18 protein-coding genes are annotated in these 19986 nt (G+C 40.5%); 15 read left to right on the top strand and 3 right to left on the bottom strand.

The window, feature by feature from the left end:
* The first annotated feature begins 84 nt into the window (after positions 1–84).
* The 7 genes from MHH61_RS08450 to MHH61_RS08420 all read left to right on the top strand — a co-directional run bounded on the left by MHH61_RS08450 (position 85) and on the right by MHH61_RS08420 (position 5321).
* Positions 85–1251 carry an MFS transporter gene (locus MHH61_RS08450; protein WP_125586987.1) on the top strand — a complete coding sequence of 389 codons (1167 nt, stop codon included), beginning with the start codon at positions 85–87 and terminating at the stop codon, positions 1249–1251.
* Positions 1252–1301: 50 nt separating this feature from the next.
* On the top strand, positions 1302–2150 hold the full coding sequence (locus MHH61_RS08445; protein WP_125586985.1) for an MBL fold metallo-hydrolase: 849 nt from the start codon (positions 1302–1304) through the stop codon (positions 2148–2150).
* A 149-nt stretch (positions 2151–2299) separates the two neighbouring features.
* Complete coding sequence (locus tag MHH61_RS08440; protein WP_125586983.1) at positions 2300–2890, top strand: Crp/Fnr family transcriptional regulator; 591 nt, start codon at positions 2300–2302, stop codon at positions 2888–2890.
* 70 nt (positions 2891–2960) lie between these two features.
* The gene (locus MHH61_RS08435; protein ID WP_044335738.1) at positions 2961–3302 is read left to right on the top strand and encodes a darcynin family protein; all 342 of its coding nucleotides are present in this window, start codon (positions 2961–2963) and stop codon (positions 3300–3302) included.
* A gap of 105 nt (positions 3303–3407) precedes the next feature.
* Positions 3408–3914, top strand: coding sequence for an LURP-one-related/scramblase family protein (locus MHH61_RS08430; protein WP_024424003.1), 507 nt, complete (start codon positions 3408–3410; stop codon positions 3912–3914).
* A 15-nt stretch (positions 3915–3929) separates the two neighbouring features.
* Positions 3930–4436, top strand: coding sequence for a hypothetical protein (locus tag MHH61_RS08425; protein ID WP_044335725.1), 507 nt, complete (start codon positions 3930–3932; stop codon positions 4434–4436).
* A gap of 9 nt (positions 4437–4445) precedes the next feature.
* Entirely contained in the window at positions 4446–5321 is an 876-nt protein-coding gene (locus tag MHH61_RS08420) for a LysR family transcriptional regulator (RefSeq protein ID WP_224427001.1), read from the top strand.
* Positions 5322–5360: 39 nt separating this feature from the next.
* Here MHH61_RS08420 and MHH61_RS08415 read toward each other — a convergent pair whose 3' ends face one another.
* The gene (locus MHH61_RS08415) at positions 5361–6257 is read right to left on the bottom strand and encodes a PhzF family phenazine biosynthesis protein (RefSeq protein WP_125586981.1); all 897 of its coding nucleotides are present in this window, start codon (positions 6255–6257) and stop codon (positions 5361–5363) included.
* Positions 6258–6499: 242 nt separating this feature from the next.
* Between MHH61_RS08415 and MHH61_RS08410 the strand changes: the two genes are divergently transcribed.
* Positions 6500–8683, top strand: coding sequence for an Ig-like domain-containing protein (locus MHH61_RS08410; protein WP_125586979.1), 2184 nt, complete (start codon positions 6500–6502; stop codon positions 8681–8683).
* A gap of 106 nt (positions 8684–8789) precedes the next feature.
* Complete coding sequence (locus MHH61_RS08405; RefSeq protein WP_169510846.1) at positions 8790–9800, top strand: hypothetical protein; 1011 nt, start codon at positions 8790–8792, stop codon at positions 9798–9800.
* Positions 9801–9849: 49 nt separating this feature from the next.
* Here MHH61_RS08405 and MHH61_RS08400 read toward each other — a convergent pair whose 3' ends face one another.
* Positions 9850–10560, bottom strand: coding sequence for a GntR family transcriptional regulator (locus tag MHH61_RS08400; RefSeq protein WP_125586977.1), 711 nt, complete (start codon positions 10558–10560; stop codon positions 9850–9852).
* Positions 10561–10715: 155 nt separating this feature from the next.
* Between MHH61_RS08400 and MHH61_RS08395 the strand changes: the two genes are divergently transcribed.
* Both MHH61_RS08395 and bglA read left to right on the top strand, forming a co-directional pair.
* A complete protein-coding gene (locus MHH61_RS08395) occupies positions 10716–12614 on the top strand; it encodes a beta-glucoside-specific PTS transporter subunit IIABC (RefSeq protein WP_368004470.1) in 1899 nt (632 codons plus the stop codon).
* A gap of 9 nt (positions 12615–12623) precedes the next feature.
* On the top strand, positions 12624–14063 hold the full coding sequence (bglA, locus tag MHH61_RS08390; protein WP_125586973.1) for a 6-phospho-beta-glucosidase BglA: 1440 nt from the start codon (positions 12624–12626) through the stop codon (positions 14061–14063).
* Between the two features lie 51 nt (positions 14064–14114).
* On the opposite strand, the gene MHH61_RS08385 is transcribed toward bglA, so the two are convergent.
* On the bottom strand, positions 14115–14276 hold the full coding sequence (locus tag MHH61_RS08385) for a hypothetical protein (protein ID WP_024423995.1): 162 nt from the start codon (positions 14274–14276) through the stop codon (positions 14115–14117).
* Between the two features lie 160 nt (positions 14277–14436).
* On the opposite strand from MHH61_RS08385, the gene MHH61_RS08380 reads away from it, so the two are divergent.
* The 4 genes from MHH61_RS08380 (at position 14437) to MHH61_RS08365 (ending at position 19821) form a co-directional block, all read left to right on the top strand.
* Positions 14437–15672, top strand: a complete 1236-nt coding sequence (locus tag MHH61_RS08380) for a TerD family protein (protein ID WP_125586971.1) — start codon at positions 14437–14439, stop codon at positions 15670–15672.
* 203 nt (positions 15673–15875) lie between these two features.
* Positions 15876–17480: a T7SS effector LXG polymorphic toxin gene (locus MHH61_RS08375; protein WP_241218577.1), complete on the top strand. Its 1605-nt coding sequence runs from the start codon at positions 15876–15878 to the stop codon at positions 17478–17480.
* A 2-nt stretch (positions 17481–17482) separates the two neighbouring features.
* Positions 17483–17734: a hypothetical protein gene (locus tag MHH61_RS08370; RefSeq protein WP_125586968.1), complete on the top strand. Its 252-nt coding sequence runs from the start codon at positions 17483–17485 to the stop codon at positions 17732–17734.
* A gap of 893 nt (positions 17735–18627) precedes the next feature.
* Positions 18628–19821 carry an MFS transporter gene (locus tag MHH61_RS08365; protein WP_024427594.1) on the top strand — a complete coding sequence of 398 codons (1194 nt, stop codon included), beginning with the start codon at positions 18628–18630 and terminating at the stop codon, positions 19819–19821.
* Positions 19822–19986: the final 165 nt, after the last annotated feature.

Raw genomic sequence — 19986 nt, 5'->3', positions numbered from 1 at the left:
CGACTTATCGTAATATGTTTTTTTGTCCATACATATTAACAATTCTAGATATGTAAATGTATTATATATAAGGAGTGATCTACATTGTCAAACACTGTAAAGATTTACATTTTAGCTATTGTAAGTTTTTTAGTTGGTACATCAGAGTATATCATCTCTGGTATTTTGGATAATATTTCTGAATCATTAGGGATTACGATAGCTGCAGCTGGCCAGTTAATTACGATTTTTTCTCTTGTGTATGCCATCTTCACCCCAGTATTAATGGCTTTAACATCGGGAATGAATAAACGCAAGTTAATGTTATTTTCACTTAGCGTTTTTATTCTAGGTAATATTCTTGCATTCGTCCTCCCTGGGTATCAATTATTTATTGTGTCAAGAATTATTATGGCTCTTGGAGCGGGGATGGTCGTAGTTACTGCATTAACAATTGCTGAAAAAATTGCACCAAAAGGTAAGCAAGGTACCGCTATTGCTACAGTAGTAATGGGATTTACAGCATCATTGATCATTGGAGTCCCACTAGGCAGAATGACTAGTGATTTCTTCGGTTGGAAAGCTGTATTTGGAGGAATTGCTTTACTCGGATTATTAGCCATGGTGATAATTTCTCTTACGATTCCAAAAATCCAAGGGGATAAACCTGTACCTTTAATTCAACAACTCGCTCTTTTTAAAAAACCAAAAGTAGTGTTGGGATTAGCCATCACCTTTTTCTGGCTTGGTGGTTATTCAATTGCCTATACCTACCTATCCCCTTACCTTTTAAATATATCAGGTGTAAGCAGCAAATTGCTGAGTGGAGTTCTCCTCGTATTCGGGATTGCTAGTCTAGTTGGGTCAAAGTTTGGTGGATTTAGTACCGATCGGTGGGGTGTGAATTTTACTCTGATTGGCGGAATGACATTACATGTCATCATGCTCATATTGCTCTCACTAGTGACGCATTCTTATGTTGGAGTATTGCTCATTTTAATATTATGGTCATTTGCTGCATGGTCTTCTGGCCCGACTCAACAATATCACTTAGCTACAATGGAGCCAAATTCATCAGGTATACTATTAGGTCTCAATCAGTCAATGATGCAATTGGCGATGGCTGCAGGTGCAGCTATTGGAGGTATCTTTGTAGAGAAAGTTTCTCTATCTTCCGTTACTTGGGCAGGTGCTTTAGGCGTTGCAATCGCGATCATTGTAACAATATTGGCTTCGCGTGCTACTTCGAGTAATGAAATTCGATATACTTAATCATATACAGCGGAACGATAAAAAATAATGACAGAAAGTAGGAAGCACCTTTGCACTCAATTAAAAAAATAGGTCAGAGTTTTTGGTACATCACACCAGTATCACTTACCGACCGCCCCATCCTAGGCATGGTCGCAGGCAATAACAAAACATTAATGATCGATGCCGGTAATTCAGAAGATCATGCGAACTATTTCATCCAAAAAACCTTAGAACACGAGAACGCCTCGCCGGATATGGTTGTCCTCACGCATTGGCATTGGGATCATATTTTTGGTCTGCCAGCGTTGCCTGATACGGTTTCAATTGCTTCTGCAAAGACAAGAAAGGAAATGGAGAAGCTTGTTCCGTTTTCGTGGTCAGATGAGGCGATTGATGAGCGAGTGAGGGAAGGAACGGAGATAGAGTTCTGCGCGAAGGCCATTAAGGAAGAATATCAGGGTCATCGAGATATTCAGGTGGTTTTACCGGATGTCACGTTTGACCGTCGGATAGAGATTGATCTTGGCGGGGTCACTTGCATCGTGCAGCATGTTGGAGGTGATCATGCGGCTGATTCCGTGATCGTGTATGTGAAAGAAGAAAAAATCCTGTTTCTTGGTGATTGTATTTATCCGAAAATGTATGCCGAAAAAGTTCATTATACGGTGAAAGAAATATTGCGTCTTTTAGATGAGTTAGAAGCTTTTGATGCCGATACGTATATTCCTTCACACCAAAGACCGTGGACAAAAGAGGAGTTTCGTCAGGAAACAGACAAACTTCGGATGATAGCGAAATTCACTGATCAATGTGGTGGAGATAAGCAAAAAATCACGAAAGAATATCAACATTACGTGAACAGAGAACTGAAAGAAGATGAATTAGAAACCATTGCTTACTTTGTAAATGGTTATTAAATAATCACTAAAAAAAGTCTCATTTGAGTGATTTCCCTCAAACGGGACTTTTTTGCATCACGTATTGTGACAGACTTATTTTTAGCATTGATCATAAAAACAATTCCCAAGTAGGCTTGAGTTTTCCTTATTAGGAGGTAAAAAAACAGGTGGACAAAATAACTGACCCTTACGACACTTTCAAAACCAAAATGTCCAAGTATCCAATCGAACAAAATCATTGGCAAGCCTTCAAAGAAGGAACAACGATTAAACAATTAAAAGCAGGTACATGCATGATCAAGGCTGGCGATCCGGTGCAGCATGCTTATTTTTGCATAACGGGGCTTTTCCGTCTCTTCTATTTGTTACCGGATGGAAGGGAGTACAACGTGGCTTTTACGTTGGAAGATGATTTTGCTACTTCTTATGCAAGTATGATCAACGGGCAGCCTTCTCCTTATTCGATTGAAGCGATGGAGGATTCGATCGTGATTGAAATTCCGTATGATCTGCTTCAAATGTTGATGGATAGAAGTCATATGTGGGAGCGGTTTGTTCGGGTTAGTGTAGAAAGGCTGTATACGAGAAAGGAAGAGCGTGAGAGGGAACTGCTATATTTGCCAGCCATTGAGCGATATCAGGCGTTTTTATTGAAATATCCCGGGTTACATCAACGTATCGCTCAATATCATATTGCCTCATATATTGGCATTTCTCCGGTTTCGCTGAGCAGGCTGCTCCATACAGCTGAACATTAACCTATGTTAATGCATACTCCCTAGATCTGACGTACAATCATCACATCATAGAAGAATCGAGGGTATGATGATGAAATATATGATGGTTGTTTTATTAGAGTTCTATCCATCTTGGCTTGCTTTACCACGAGAGGAGCGAAGAACCCATGCGGCTTCGCTGCAAGAGTTGATGCAGAAATATGAGGAACATGTGACAGTGCGCTTTTTTGATGCTGAAGCTCTTCCAGGTAAAGATTACACAGATTTTGTGATGTGTGAAACGGATGACCTGAAATTCTATCATTTTATGTGGGAAGAGATTAGAGATTCTATCCCTTACACAAGTGGTTATGTCAAAATTAAAGAAGTCATCATGGGAATGGAAAATGCTTTTCAAACATATGAAAAAGAATCTCTCAATATGGATCAGTAATCGAAAACCACCTGATAGCAGGTGGTTTTTTGTACATTCTATTTTTTGGTATAATCAGGGGTAAGGTAAGAACGGATAAATTTTTGAACTGAATCGGAGGTACATATGAAGCAGCTTTATATGAAGCAGAAAGTATTTAGTCTGAGCGGCAGGTTTACGGTAAAGGATCAGCAGGAGAATGATGTATATGTGGTCGAAGGCAGCTTTATGAAGATGCCGAAGACGTTTACCATTTTGAATACAGAACGAGATGAAATCGCTGTGATTACGAAGAAAATGTTTACCTTTTTACCGAAGTTTTTAGTAGAAGTTGGTGGTCAAGAGGTATTGACGATTAAAAAAGAGTTTACGTTCTTTAAAGCAAAATATTCAATTGATGCTGCTGGGATCGAAGTGCAAGGTAACTGGTGGGATATGAATTTCCAGGTGCTGCAGAACGGCGAAGTGATTGGTCAGGTGAAGAAGGAATGGTTTACTTGGGGTGACAGCTATAAGGTTGATATTTTGAAAGAAGAAATGGAGCCTGTGATGATTGCGCTCGTTGTTGCGATTGATTGTGTGAAAGCTGATGAAGCAGCGTCTAGGTCTTCGTCGTCGGCAACGACGAATTAATTGGAGGTTTAAAAATTGGACAACCTCACTCGCATCATAAGATTAAGAGATGCAGAATTATGGGAGTATGAATTTCTCGATAAAAAAGAAATCATTATTTATTTCTCCATTACAGATTTAAATAGAAAAGCAACGACCCATGATAACCCGCTAGCTACCCGAGAAGAATTAGATGAAAGAGATAATTACATTTCAATTGATGTCCATAGTAATCTGGATCTCAAAAAAACGCTTGAAGAAGATACATTTGATGATTTTATCACCACAATCTCATCTTTAGTAGAGCATATGCACGATTTTCACAATGCTCATGTTTTTACTAATATGCACGTTCATGAAAAAATGGACTTAACGGATTTTCAGTTGGAGAAAGATGAAGATTTGCATGGTGATGAAAAAGAACAGCTCTATACATTTAAACGTTTATGGGTTCAGCAGGCATGTTTTCAAATGATAGAACAACATTTAAATCGAAAAATCAAAGAAATATCTAAAAGTAAATTTTGCCAGGATCTAATATGAGCTTGCGAGGTGAGCACACTGATCACATTCCAATACAAAGTATTTCTAACAGTCGTCGAATGCGGCAGTTTTACAAAAGCCGGGGAGAAGCTTGGGCTGACGCAGTCTGGGGTGAGTCATAATATTGCGAAGCTTGAGTCGGAACTCGGGATTGTGCTGCTTCGGAGGAATCGAAACGGGCTTTCGTTAACGGACGCAGGTGAGCGGGTGATGCCGCATATCCGGCAAATCATGCATCATGCGGCATTGCTTGAGCAAGAGGCAGCGCTGATTCAAGGGATGGAAGTGGGGAGCATCAAGATTGGGACATTCCCCAGTTTTTCTTCAAATGTCCTTCCACGCCTTATTCATCTTTTTACGCAAAGCTATCCGCATATCAAGCTGGAGTTATATGAAGGCGGTTATGAGGAGATTGAGGAATGGATTGCTTCAGGCACGGTTGATGTTGGTTTTTTAACGCAGTCATCGAGGGAATTCGAGACCGTTCCACTTTTTCAGGATGAGTTGGTGGTGCTCATACAAGAGAATCATCGCTTTCATACGAAGAAAGTGATTGAAGTGGACTCGCTACATGATGAAGCCTTTATCATGCCGAAAGCGGGCTGTGACATACTCGTTAAGAAGCTGTTAAAAGAAAGAGGCGGCGTGAAGCCTCATGTTCTGTTTGAAATTGAAGACAACAATACGCTCATTTCTATGGTGCAAGAAGGGCTTGGGGTCACGATCATTCCCAAATTAGTGTTGCCGCCGCACATACCTCATACGAAAGTCATTCCACTGGAGACGAGCGTCTTTCGTGAGGTCAACTTGGCGCTCAAATCATTCAAAACAGCTTCCCCATCGGCCAAGAGGTGGATCGAAACGGTCAAAAATCATTTTAAATAGAATCAGCTTGAACAGGAAGTCCCCATTCAAGCTGATGTTTTATAAAGTCAACACGCCGCGGATCGTGATGACAGCTGCGCCTGCCACTTTGATCACCGGCTCTGATTCATTTGGAATGACTGTGATACGAAGCAAGCCAGGTCTGCCGATGGCATCCCCTTGGGCAATGTTCAGGTGAGTGATTTCTTGCTGAGAAATGATACCCTCCAAATAAAGATATCCAGCCAATGCTCCGTTTGCTGCCCCTGTCACAGGATCTTCAGGTATACCAATCCCAGGTGCAAAATCCCTCGTATAAAGATCGCATTCTTTTGAAGGGTGAAACGTATAAAGGTGGGTTGTCGAGATGCCATGCTCTTTATTCATTTTAGCTAAAGCCGCTAAGTTCGGTGCCGCTTGATCAATGTCCTGTTGGTCCTTCATCGGAACAAGAAGATGCCAGTTACCGGTGTTTGCTAATTTGATAGGATAGGAAGGATCAAGGCGGTCACTGCTCACACCAAGCATGTCACTAAGCACTTCTAAATCGATGACAAAATCCCGCGTCTTCGGTGTCACCTGCGTCATTTCCACATCAACGACCTTGCCGTTTTCTTCATTCCATACAACAGGAACATTGCCGATCTTTGTTTCTAACACAACCCCTGATCTCTCTTTAGCCAGTCCTAGCTCCGTCGCCAGAAGCCAAGTCAATCCAACAGTCGCATGCCCGCAGAAATTGACCTCTTCCGTCGGGGTGAAGTATTTGACGCGATAATCGGCTTCCTGATCATGGGCGGGCAGTAAGAAGACGGATTCCGGTAAATTCAACTCCTTGGCGATGCTCTGCATGTCATCCTCTGTCAAAAACTCACCATCCAACACCACCCCAGCGGCATTTCCTCCAAATTTCTCATTTGTAAACGCATCGACATGATACACTCTAATGTCTCTCATCTGACGAACCCTCCTACACATTTTTGTTATGTTTATCATAAGTTTGTTTGGTGCATTCGTAAAATGAATCTTTTTGATGGTTTAAATCGGAAGTGTTCATGTAAGGAAGGAGGGTTCACTGCACCTATTAAAATGGTATTTTGATAAGTCTTTAGTCATATTATTAACTCTTGTATCTATACTAGAAGAAATATATAATATTTGTATATAAAAACATTAATAGGAAAAGTGAGGATATATTTATGAAAATGGTCCTGAAATTAGTAGCTTCTATTCTATGTGTCATGATGTTGAGTTTTCATATACAAGAAAGTGTGAGTGCCACAGAGGGTGGAACGAAAACAACAGTGGATCGTTATCAATATGGTGATAATTATCTGACAGGTAGAACAGCGCCAAACGCAATCGTTGCCCTCGTAGATTGGGGTGTTCCGAGTAACTGGAAATCTAAATATATGCACTACGCAAAAGCAGATAGTAACGGAAACTTTAAGTTGTTTTCTTTGAACTTTAGTTCAGGTCAAACGTTGGAGTTAGATACATATGACCAAAATGGAACAATGCTTGCTTCAAACAAAGTGTATGTTTTCAAGGAATCTTTCAGCTCATTAGATCCGATATATGATACTTCTCAGGAGTTAACTGGGAAAACTGTGAAGAACACAAAAGTAGAGGTCATGAAAGATGGCGAAGTGATTGCTTCAGGTACATTCAATGATGCCATTCATTTAAAGTTACCTGCCCTAAGTGCAGGTACATTCCTAACAGTGAAAATGACGACTGGCAGCAATATCGACGTTTACAAAAAAATTGTGAATCCTAAGAAAATCTCACTTATTCCTACGACAAAATGGTCTAAATCAGTGAAAGGCCAAACGGGAATTCCTTATGCAAAGATCGTCTTTAAAAATCAAAAATCAAGTGACATCATTCAATCGATGACTGCAGATGGTGATGGCAACTTTGAATTGAGTTTGGACAAAAACTCAATAAAATCATTAAATCAAAGTAAATTTCAAGTGTTGGAACCCTCTTATGATAATGCTTTGCATGAGACCACTTTCCAACTGAGATCAACTGGTCCAACTATTGATCCATTTACCCAGCTTTCAACTTCAGTGAGTGGAACCGCAACTCCTGAAAGCATAATTAATATTTTAGATGGAGAGGGAAGAGTCATTGGGGAAGGTCAGACAGACTCTAATGGCGTCTATGATGTTCCTGTTTCAAAGTTAATCGGTGGTGACTTAATTACAGTCAAGTCGTACATGGCTGATACTCCGAGTGAAACAGATCAATCTCAGGAAGATGTACAGAAAGTTTTTGTGGAAGAAATCGATGATTCAAGTGATACCATTAATGGCATGAGTACATTTGGTAATCAAGCTATTGTAGAGGTGCAATCTGATTCAGCGAATAACACAATAAAAACAATGTCGAAACTCAGCGCTAGCACAACGAAAAAGAAATTTGGACCATTCAACATTACGCCGGGCAAAGATTTTAAATTGAAAACGGGAAAATTACAACAAGGGTCTAAAGTAACGATCACGTTGCTAAGCGGAAATAGAAAGGTCGCTCTGCCTGCCGTAACCGTCAAAAAAGTCGTCACATCTCCACTTGCAGCATCCCAAGTGAAGGTGACGAACAACAAAGGGAAAAATGATACGGTGACGATAAAAGGAATCAAAAAGCAATCAGTCATCAAAATATTTAAACAAGCCTCTGGCGGTAAAGCGATTTCCCAGCAGACTGCTTCAAGTTCGAACATGGCAATTTCCATCAAACAATTGGGCCAAACAAGTGGAACGCTTTATATCAGTATGAAAGAGCCTGGTTTAAAAGAGGGAAATCGAGTACCGATTCGTTATCAGGGTGAAAAGTCAGACGTTTTAAAAGCCAGCCAAGTCAAAATCAATAATCTTAAAAATAAAAATGACATCATTACAGTGAGTAAATTGAAGAAAAAAGATGTGATTAAAGTCTACTCAACAAGCGGGAAATTACTAGCCATATCAAAACCAGCTAACAGTTCATCCATCAAATTGTACGTCAAACAAGTAGGAACTAAGAGCGGTAAAGTGTATGTCACGCGCAGCAGCGATAAAATGCTGGAAAGCGGAAAGCAAGCCATTTCTTTTAAAGGTGAGCCGTCTGCTTCGTTAAAAAGTAATCAAATCAACATCGTGAACAACAAAAAGAAAAAAGATGTGGTCACGGTTAGTAAACTCACAAATCAAGATGTTGTCAAAATCTATCATTCTTCAGGAAAGCTTATGGGGAAGTCAACAGCTACTAAAGGCAAAGTTGTAAAAGTCACTTTCAAACAACTAGGCGCTAAGGGAGGAAAACTCTACTTCACCGTCACTGGGAAAGGCATGTCGGAAAGCAGTAAAACGGTAAAGGCGTTTAAAGCTGAAAAGTAGAGTTCAATCTTACAATTTTAAGAAAAATCGTCATTCATTTCTAGGATGACGATTTTATTTTTAATAGCCAAACGATTTAAATTTCAATGATTGGAGAGTGTTTATATTGAAAAAAGTACAGTGTTTTATCCTAATGGCTGTCATCCTTTGCAGCAGTATGTGGTCCGCGACTGTTCAGGCACAATCCGGATATTTCAACACGTATACAACGTATTCTGCAATGTCAGGTTCTGGGTTCTACACTTCTATGCAAGGGATGGCTGTAGATCGTAATAATAATATGATTTATGCTGCAAAAATAAATACGTCAAATCACTTAACGCAATTGTACGCTATTAAAATGAATGGCTCGTCAAGTAATAGAACTGTGAAGCTCCTTAAAAACTCTGACACCAACAGTACTAGCAATGACTTAGGACATGCCAATGACTTAGCTGTGAAAGCTCAAAAAGGTGATGATCAAGTTAGCTTATATGTAGCGCCTATGTCTGATGGTGTAAAGTATGTAAAAAAGATAGTGAAGTTAAGTGTGAACACGAAGAAAAATACGTACAAAGTGGCTAAATCTTATGTCCTTCCATACCAAGGGGCGAATTTATCAATTAGCGGTATCACATATTCTGTTGGAGCGGACAAGTTTATTGTAAGGTCTGGCAATCGCTTTTTTATTGGGAATTTTAATGACCAAAAAGGACAATTTGAATATGAGGCAACGTTTACATTAAATGATTCGAAAGCGATTGTAAATCAATCAGTGGTGGATGTTTCTAAGTACATTCTTCAAGGTATTTCTTTCTACCAAGGAACATTATATGTACCATTATCTAAGCCAGACTCCAATGGCGGAGCTTCTAATGTGAGTGTCATTCTCACATACCCGTTAAATATTAATCAAATGCTGAAAGAGCAAAAGGAAACACCTGCAAAAGATTTTTCAAAAGAGTTGTTTACTAGAAAAGACCTTTCATTCCGAATTACGAGCAGTGCATTTACTCTTTTTGAAATAGAAGCTGTTGATTTCGATGACGGAACGTTATATTTTAATACAAATCGCGGGAAGAACGCCACACAAGAAGATATGATCGCAACGTTCAATGATTATAATTATTACAAGTGATAGGATATTTTCAAAAGCCCCTCAGCTTATGAGGGGCTTTTTCCGTCCATCACCCATAATAATTATTCGCTTGAATAAAAAATTGTGATTGCATGTAGTTATAGGTGATTTTCGAGAAGTCGAAGGGCTGGCCGTTTGTGAGATGAAAGACCGTCTCGACGCGGAGAGCGGGATCGTCTTGTTTGAGGCCGAGGTGCTTTGCTTCGGTTTTGTTCAGTTTGCCTACTTGTAAGTACATATCGGAAAAACCGACTTTGAGTCCAAGACCTTCACTGACGAATTTAAAAACGGAATCGGCGGCAATTTCTGTGTTGAGATAGGGAATGATCGTTTTTCGGTAATAGGATTCTTCTAAACATAACGTTTGTCCATTGATGTAACGAATGCGTTTTAGATAAAAAACATCCTCGTCTTGTTCAATATTCAAATTAAGTGCAGCTTCTTCGGACGGCTTGATGGTGTCTAGCATTAAAACCTCTGATGTCAGTTGAAATTCCTCTAAATCTTTTTTGAACCCTTGGTTGGATAAAAGGCTGATGTAGCCCTTGCGCCGATGTCTTCGAACAAAGATGCCGCTGCCCCTCACTTGATAGATAATTCCTTTTTTTTCGAGTAATTCTAACGATTTGATAATGGTACTTTTGCTCACAGCAAATTGGCTCATGAGTGTTTCGAGTACAGGGAGCTTATCCCCTTGCTGCATCTCATGGGTGACAATATATTTTTCAATATCGCTCGCAATTTGTTGATACTTTAACATGGCTATTCCTCTTTGTTTTCACGATTTATTGTCTTTGTATTATAGCACATACCAAATTTCCTTTGATATGCTATTTTAAATTATATATGTATTGATAAATTGTACCGGTATAATTATAATGTACATATACTAACAGTGATAAAGGGGGGGTTTATATGTCAAAAGTGAGGGATTATCAAAAGCTTGCAGAAGACATCTTAGAGGCTATTGGCGGAGAAGAAAATGTGGTGAGTGCTGCAAGATGCGCCACGCGGCTGCGTTTGGTCTTGAAACGTTCGAATCCAAAGGCAAAGGAAGCAGTTAATGCAATGCCTGGGGTCATTACCGTGGTGGAAAACGGCGGTCAATTTCAGGTCGTCATCGGTCAGCATGTTGGTGAGGTATATGAGCATTTTTCCATCCTTGTTCAGCTGCAGCCATCTGATGATGATCAGGTAAATGAAAACAAGGGAACGGTGCTGAATCGTGTCATCGCGACCATGTCTGCTGTGTTTGCGCCATTTGTGTATATTTTGGCAGCAGCAGGTATTTTACAAGGTGCACTTATCCTCATTAATTTATTATTTCCAAGCTTCTCGAAAACCGGAACGTATGAAGTCTTTAGCTTTATTTCCTGGGCGCCGTTTACGTTCTTGCCTATCTTTATTGCCATCACAGCTGCCAAGCATTTTAAAACGAATATGTATATCGCAGTAGCGTGTACAGCAGCGCTTGTCAGTCCAGCTTGGACGGAGATTGCTGGACGCGTGGCATCAGGGGAAGGCGTTACTTTTTTAGGCATAGCGTTATCTGAAACGGTTTATACGTCATCTGTTTTGCCGCCGCTATTCTTGGTATGGATTCTTTCATATGTTGAGAGATTTTTAAACAAACGCATTCACGAGGTAGTCAAACCGTTATTTGTCCCATTTATCTGTATGGTTGTCATGGTTCCGTTAACGATTCTATTAATTGGTCCACTTTCGACAGCCGGTGCAAATGGGATTGCAAACGGATACAATTTCTTAGCAGAACATGTCCCAGCTTTAGCAGGTGCCATTATCGGAGGATTCTGGCAAGTGCTTGTCATTTTCGGTGTTCACTGGGGCATCACGCCAATGGTGCTCGCCAACTTTGAACAATATGGACGTGACTCCTTCCAGGCATATCAAACCATCGCTGTTATCGCTCAGGTCGGCGCAGTGTTAGGGGTTATTTTAAAAGCAAGAAACCGCGAAACACGAAAAGTCGGGGTTTCAGCGGGAATCACTGGTCTCTTTGGAATTACTGAGCCTGCGATTTATGGGGTCACCCTCCGTTTCAAGAAACCATTTATTTTCGGATGTATATCTGGAGCGGTCGGTGCCATTGCTGCCAGCTTCTTTACGCCTTATTACTTTGCGTATGCAGGGTTGCCTGGTCCACTGACGATTGTAAACGGAATTAGTTCAGATTATCCAACATCGATCATCGGCATATTGATTGGTATCGCAATTGCGCTGATCTTACCAGTTGTGCTCATTCAAATGTTTGGTTATGGGGAAGATACAGTGGAACAGACAGCTGGTGAAACGTCTGATAAAGATCAAGTTGGAGAAAAAATGAATGCTTCGATGAATAATGAAGAAACAATCCCTGCACCTCTTGCAGGGAAAGTGATCCCGTTATCTGAAGTGCCTGATGCCGTATTTAGCTCGGGGGCGATGGGCAAAGGGTTTGCGATTGAACCGACAGACAATAAGCTGTATGCACCGTTTGACGGCAGTGTCGTCATGCTTGCGCCGACAAAGCATGCAATTGGACTGCGTTCAGAATTCGGGGTGGAGTTACTCGTTCATGTAGGAATTGATACGGTTTCCCTAGATGGCTCAGCATTTACTCTTCATATCAAAGAAGGCAGCAAGGTGAAGAAGGGTGACTTGTTGATGACATTTGATCAAGAAGCCATTGCAAGCAAGGGATTAAAAACAATCACACCCGTCATCATCACTAATACACAAGCGTATGAAGATGTGATTGTAGAAGAACAATCGACATGTCAGCCAACAGACGTCATGATCACAATTGTGAAATAGGAGGAATGAATAATGACATTACCAAAAGATTTTCTATGGGGCGGAGCATTAGCTGCACATCAATTTGAAGGTGGATGGAATGAAGCAGGAAAAGGCCCAAGTGTTGTAGATGTGATGACAGCAGGTGCTCACGGAGTACCGAGACAAATAACTGAGACGATAGAAGAAGGAACATTTTATCCGAATCATGAAGCGATCGATTTCTATCATCGTTATAAGGAAGATATCGCGATGTTTGCCGAAATGGGTTTAAAATGCTTACGTACATCGATCGGCTGGAGCCGGATTTTCCCTAAGGGAGATGAAGCGGAACCGAATGAAGCAGGTTTACAGTTCTATGATGATGTTTTTGATGAATTGCTCAAGCATGGCATCGAGCCTGTGATTACGCTGTCTCACTTTGAGATGCCGCTTCATTTGGCAAGAGAGTACGGTGGGTTCCGCAGCCGAAAAGTCGCTGAGTATTTCGCGAAGTTCGCAGAAGTGTGCTTCAATCGATACAAAGACAAGGTCACATACTGGATGACATTTAATGAAATCAATAACAAAATGGATGTCAACAACCCACTATTCCTTTGGACAAATTCAGGGGTATCAGTCAAAGAAGGCGAAAATGCCAAAGAAGTCATGTATCAAGCAGGACACCATGAATTACTTGCAAGTGCATGGGCAGTAGCCAAAGGAAAAGAGATCAATCCTGCTTTCCAAATTGGAGCGATGGTGTCTCACGTGCCAATCTATCCGTATTCCTCAAATCCAGAGGATGTCATGCTCGCAGAGGAATATATGAGACAGCGCTATTTCTTCCCTGATGTACAGGTGCGCGGCTACTATCCGAGCTATGCATTAAAAGAATTCGAACGCGAAGGCTATCACATTCCATTTGAAAAAGGCGATGAAGAAAGCTTAAGAAAAGGGAAAGTGGATTATCTAGGCTTTAGCTACTACATGTCGACAACGGTTAAAAGTGATACGGTGTCTGATCACAACGGAGACATTGTCAACGGAGCCCTGCCGCATGGTGTAGATAACCCTTATATCAAATCAAGTGACTGGGGCTGGTCCATTGACCCGACAGGCTTAAGATATACATTGAATCGTTTTTACGATCGCTATCAAATCCCGCTATTCATCGTAGAGAATGGATTTGGTGCAATAGATCAAGTGGAAGAAGACGGTTCTATTCACGATCCAGAAAGAATTCAATATCTCGCTTCTCATATCGAAGCACTGAAAAAAGCGATTGAATATGACGGTGTGGACCTTATTGGCTACACACCTTGGGGCATCATTGATATCGTGTCATTCACAACAGGTGAAATGAAAAAACGCTACGGAATGATCTACGTTGACCGCGACAACGAAGGAAACGGCTCGATGAAGCGCCTTAAAAAAGATTCGTTTACTTGGTATCAAAACGTCATCGCAACGAACGGTGAAGAAGTGTAATAAAGGAAAATAGAAGCCCGGATGAGCGTGGTAAATGCTTGTTCGGGTTTTTCATTGTTTAAGTTTTATTAATGCCTGAATACAAAGAAAAAAGAGAGTAATAGCGACAAAATAGTTCATTGGATTGTGAAATATCTTAATGTTCAAGGATATTTGAAGAAGGATCCAAAAGCCGAATATCACCATAACAGCAGGAATGATTTTTTTATACATAATGATTCTCCTTTTGAGAGTAGTTTGTTTTTAATTGGCATTGTCTCATATCATTGCAGAGATTGAAATGAGATAAAGATATTCATAGGTTCTATTATATAATTTGGTATAATTGATCTATAAAAGCGATAAATGGTAGATAAAGAATAGGAGTGTTGAAATGAATCAAACTCTGCAAATGGGTGCCAATACCGTACTAAACTCTCCAAAGGGACAAGTATCCATCAGTTATGAAGTATCATCTGCAATTGATATTTCTTTAACAGCGTTTCTCTTAACAGATTCAGATTTAGTTCAAGGAGATAATGGCATTATTTTTTACAATCAGCCGGAGAGTGCCACGGGTGTCGCGACACTTTTACCAGCAGAGATATCTGGTCAGCTGAAAAGGCATCAATTGAATTTTGATATGAGCAAAGTGCCTGCTGGAATCACAAAGGTGGCGATTACACTAACAGAGGATCAAGGAATTGGCTTTTCTCAAGTGAAGAATCTGCAAGCAGAAATTCGAACAGGTGATGAGGTGCTATACCTAACACCAGTAAATTTTACAAATGAAAAGGGTATTGTCGTAGTAGAGCTATATATCAGAAATGGTGAAACGAAAGCACGATCCATCTGGCGTGGCTTCGATTCTGGATTGGAAGGGTTATGTAAGCTTTTTGGGGTAGAGGTTGAACCTGATGAACAGGGTGTTTCTATACCTCCCCAAATGACTTCTGAAAAACTAATTGATGAGCCTGCTCCAATGAAGCCAGCTGCTAAAGAGAAAGTCGCTGCACCTATCAGCTTAGAGAAAGTTCAAGGTAAAATAAGTCTAGACAAAGGTCATAAACCGATCATCATTGAAAAAACGCCTGAGATTACAGCTACAGTATCCTGGGAGTCTGGAACCGATTATGATATTTATGCATTGGTCTATACGAAGTCAGGAAAACAAATAGATGTGGCCATGTTTGGTGCAAAAGGTGTTCCTGCTCTTAAAAGTTACGGAAACGGAGCTGTGGAGCATATGGGAGATGTCGGTAGAGACCGTGAATCGATGAAAACAGAAGTCATTAAATTACGGTTAAATGACGATATCCTTGCTGTCGTTCCAGTTGTTTATTCTGCTCAATCAAACGGGACAGGTTCTTTTTATAGATATAGAGTATCTATGAGCATCGACAATCATCAAGGAACATCTGTGACGATTCATTCCAAACATGCCAATGACAATGATCGTATTTATTCTTGTGTGCCAGGTATGCTTCAAAATACAAATGATGGGGTGATCATCCGTCCGCTAGAGCTTTACAGCAAACCAAATTCCGAGCGCAGACCTAAATTAAAAATGAAGTCTTCTAATGAAATTGATGTTTTGATGGATAAAGGACCGATCAATGATTATAAATAAAATGAATGTATGGCTGGACAAAACAAAGTGCATTGTCTAGCTTATTTTATTTGATCGTTGAATAGAGAGTCTATTCCATTTTTTATGTCATTTAGCCTATTTTTCCGTTTTAATGGTCACGGTAAAATAGACTTTATGATCAATAATGGAGGGAGTGACTTCTTCTGGGCAAGATACTTGATGCAAAAGCACTAACCAGTGCCATGGACACAAGGGCAAAACACTATCAGGAACTCCGCGAACAAATGGTCGATTTAAAAAAGGCATTACAAGGTGTGGCCAACCTCGGTGACGATTTCACTGGGAAAGGTGCCGATAACATTAAAAGCTTTTATAAAGAGCTGGCTGGAAATGTAGACATGTTTATCAGCTTCATTGATAAGCAAAAAGCCTTTCATGAAGGTGTTTCTGGGACACTGGATGATACGAGTTTTGGCGGCGATACCTTTATAGAGGAACACTTTTTAGACAACGCAGTACATATGGGCATCAAAAACGCCAAAAGCATTGTAAAGGATCAAAAAAAGGCACTCAAAACGATTTTCCAAGACATTGATGACCTCATTTCCCTAGAGGTATTTGATAGCCAAACCTTTGATGAAAAAATAGAGGATGCGGAAGATGAACGAAAAAAGACGGTCAAAGACCTGAGAGAGCTTGATCAAAATTTAAAAGATGAATATGCTTTGTCAGAGACGGAACAGCAAGCTACAATGGCATTGTACGCTGAAATGATGAATGCGACAAATGACGGAAAAGCGATTTCGCCTATGAATTTTGACAAGAAAGCGTATCAAAATAGCGAAATTTACAAGGCAAAAAGCGATATTGAGAAGCAAACTGCTGAATATCTGAAAATCAAAAAAGAACAAGAAGAAGCCCGCAAGATCGCAAAGGAACAAGAGGCACTCGCCAACCGCCCTTGGTATGAAAAAGCGCTCGATTATGGTGGAAACATCGTCAATGAACTGACTGGTGTGAACGATGCAAAACGTGCCGCAACAGGCGTTGATCCAATCACAGGGGAAGAACTCACCGCAGGCCAGCGAGTCGCGGCAGGCGGAATGGCAGCAGCTGGCTACATCCCTATCGTTGGCTGGGCAGGACGCATTTTTAAAGGCGGGAAAGCCGTCTATAAAACCACCCAAGCCACGTCAGCTGCAGTCAGAGCGGTCGACATCTACAAGACATCACAAAAATCCTTTGACGCCTTAAAAACATCTCAAAAAGGTTTATATGGTCTCACAGCCACTAACGGCTTCAGCGAAGCGATCACAGGCCGAGACATGTTTGGAAACAAGATCTCAAAAGAACAGCAGGAAGCGAGTATGAACGCGGCGTTGGGAATGCTTTTGCCGTTTGGGGCGAAAGGGTTTCATGGTAAAATAGGGTTTAAGAGTGCTGATAGAGTTCAAACTGGTGCCAGGGAACTTTCAATAGATGCATATCTAAAACAACTTGATAAAGCAGAAGAAATGTATGAGTCTTTTAGAAAGACAAAAGCTGATATAAAGCCTATATCTAAGAATACTGGAATGCCCGAACACAGGATACAAAGAATAAAGGAGCATTTATTTATAAAAGAGCATATAAAAGAACATGGGGTTGGGCGTTTTGATTCAGATTATCAAATAGCACAAGCCTGGGATAGATTACAAAAAGGAACTTATAAAAAGAATGATATTGACTTGTTAAATCACGAACTTTTTGAATCAAAGTTTGAAGGGATATTCAAGACAGATTACAGGACCGCACATGATAAAACAGTTGAATCTGGGCGTCCATGGTATCCACCAAAGGAGGAATAAAATTGGCTTCGTATGTTTTATTATTAAAGGAATATGAGGATGAAGAAACTGTAGTTTACAAATTTGGACCTAATGAAGCGGTAATGGGTAAGATAGAGTTAAGTAAAATAACTAGGAAGTTTAGAGAGTTAGAGAGCTTACCAGATCAAAATATCCCCAATGAGTTTTATTTTGATCGAGCGGCTCAAAGGTTAGCAGTGTGCCTTGTAAGAGAAGGTGGCATATTTCCAGAAAAAACGGCTTTTGAATCTTAGTACCCACAAAAACCTTGATGGATAGTATCCTTTCAAGGTTTTTTTATTAAGGAAAACAAAATTCATCTTGGTTGAAAGGGTGATTAAATAAAAAAGATCGTACTTTTTTGATTGTGTGATACTTGAAAGGAGACATTTTAAAAGATCAAATATAAACGTAAAAATTTTGTTGGATTTAAAAAGAAAGGTAACTAGTATGAATAATAACCAAAAAACAAAAATCGAAACCTTAAAAAGAAAAAACAGAAGAAAGCATTTAATAAACGAATTAAGCTACATGACACTTCCAGAACACCCCTTTTTAGATATCGAGGAAAATCAATTGTTTTGTCAGAAGGTGTTTGCTTTCCTTCAATCGAGAGAACATAAAATCCAAATACATGGAGAACACTATCGAGAGCATGAAACTTAAAGTGAATGTGAATGAAGTCTTTATTCATTTAAATCGCCTTCTTGAGCAAACAAAATTTTTAAGTGGGTATGGGGATTTTATTTTAGTGGTAGAGGATTTCCGTTTTGGATTATGCATCGAGAGAACGGAATATTTTTATGAGCTAAGTATTTGGGGGCTGCGATGAACAGAATTGAGACATCATTTAAGGAGTGGAATGAACCACTCCTTTTTTCTATCGATGGTGTCATACGCTTGATCAATGAATTCCCTTCAAATTTAAGCAATTCACTATCTTTACCTTTCGCATTCGTATAAAATAAGAGCAGTGAAAAATTGAAGAAATGCTTGATACATGAAGGGCGTGTAAGCTGTGAGCTGCATGACATGATGAGATGTATGAACGTGAAGGCTGCAAAGCTGTTCTTCCTCACATATGAGATCTTGTAAGCGTAACCATTATTTGTCACTTCATTGCGATGGTGTTGAGGGGTGTGTCAGGATGAGGAATCCGTATGTGAGAACGGCTTCTAGTCTGTATATTAATTATTTTTTATTGGGTATGGTCAATATTATTTTGGCTTCAAATATGCCATTTTTAATCAAACAATTAGATACCAATAGTGCGGGAATTAGTTATATGATTTCGGCGCTTGGCATTGGCAGGGTGCTCACGTATGGTTTATCAGGCGTACTGTCAGATCGTTTTGGGCGTAAGCCGGTCATTCTGGTTTCTGGTGTGCTGATGGCGGTGTTCCTCATCGGAATCCCATTGTCTCCGAATTATCAAATCGCGTTTGCGTTTGCGATTTTGGCAGGGGTTGCGAATTCGGCAATGGATGCAGGAACGTATCCTGCGTTAATGGAGGCGTTTCCGCAAAACTCGGGATCTGCGAATGTGATGGTGAAGGCCTTTATCTCCATTGGGGCAACCATTTTGCCACTGGCGATTTACTTTTTAGCAGAGCATGATTTGTTTTATGGAATGGCATTTTTTGTTCCTGCTCTGATCTATCTTGTGAATGTCTTGATGCTGTGGACCTTGCCATTTCCGAATCATCGCAAGGTGGAGCAAGTCCAGGTAACGGAGCATGACGGACTTCCGCGCTTCTCGACAGAGCCTACATTTTGGAGAGAAGGGATCGCGCTCATTGTGATCAGCTTTACGTCAAATGGACTGTATGCGCTGCCGCAAATTTGGCTGCCTACGTACGGTGAGGCCATCTTGGGGATGACATCGGGCAGTGCTGTAAAACTGCTCAGTTACTATAGCATGGGCGGGCTGCTGTCTGTCGTGATGCTCGCGTTTCTGCTGCGCCGTTTTGTCCGTCCGGTCACTGTACTGCTGATCTATCCAATCATTACACTTGTTTCCATTTGTGTGCTCTTGGTCGTGAAATCACCAGTTATAGGAACCGTCAATGCTTTTGTATTGGGATTTTCAACGGCAGGAGTTTTTCAGCTGACGTTAACTGTGATGGCTGAATTCTTCTGGAAAAACAAAGGGACGATGACTGGGATTATCTCTACAGCGGGCGGCGTGTCGGCTATCGTCATCCCGGTCGTAACAGGTTTAATTCAGAGTCACGCGTCCATTTTACAAATCTTTATGTTCGATGCAGTGGTGGCTGTTGCGGCCATTATCGGCGCACTGTATATCCTGTATCGATACCGCCAAGTCATGGCACATGATTAAAAAAAGACGACCTCCGCAGGAAGTCGTCTCAGCGTGTAGGCAAATCCTCGCATCCTTTGTCAGGCCTCTGCGCCGGTACTCACGAATGTTAAATCCGTTCCTATCACGCTGAAAATAAAACAAAGGGCTAAAATGATCATCATTTTAGCCCTTTGTCTTTTTTAT

This window comes from Bacillus sp. FSL K6-3154, assembly GCF_040869395.1.
Lineage (GTDB): Bacteria > Bacillota > Bacilli > Bacillales > Bacillaceae > Bacillus > Bacillus safensis.
Note: the sequence above shows the minus strand (reverse complement) of the source record. Positions and strands in the feature narration are given on the sequence as shown.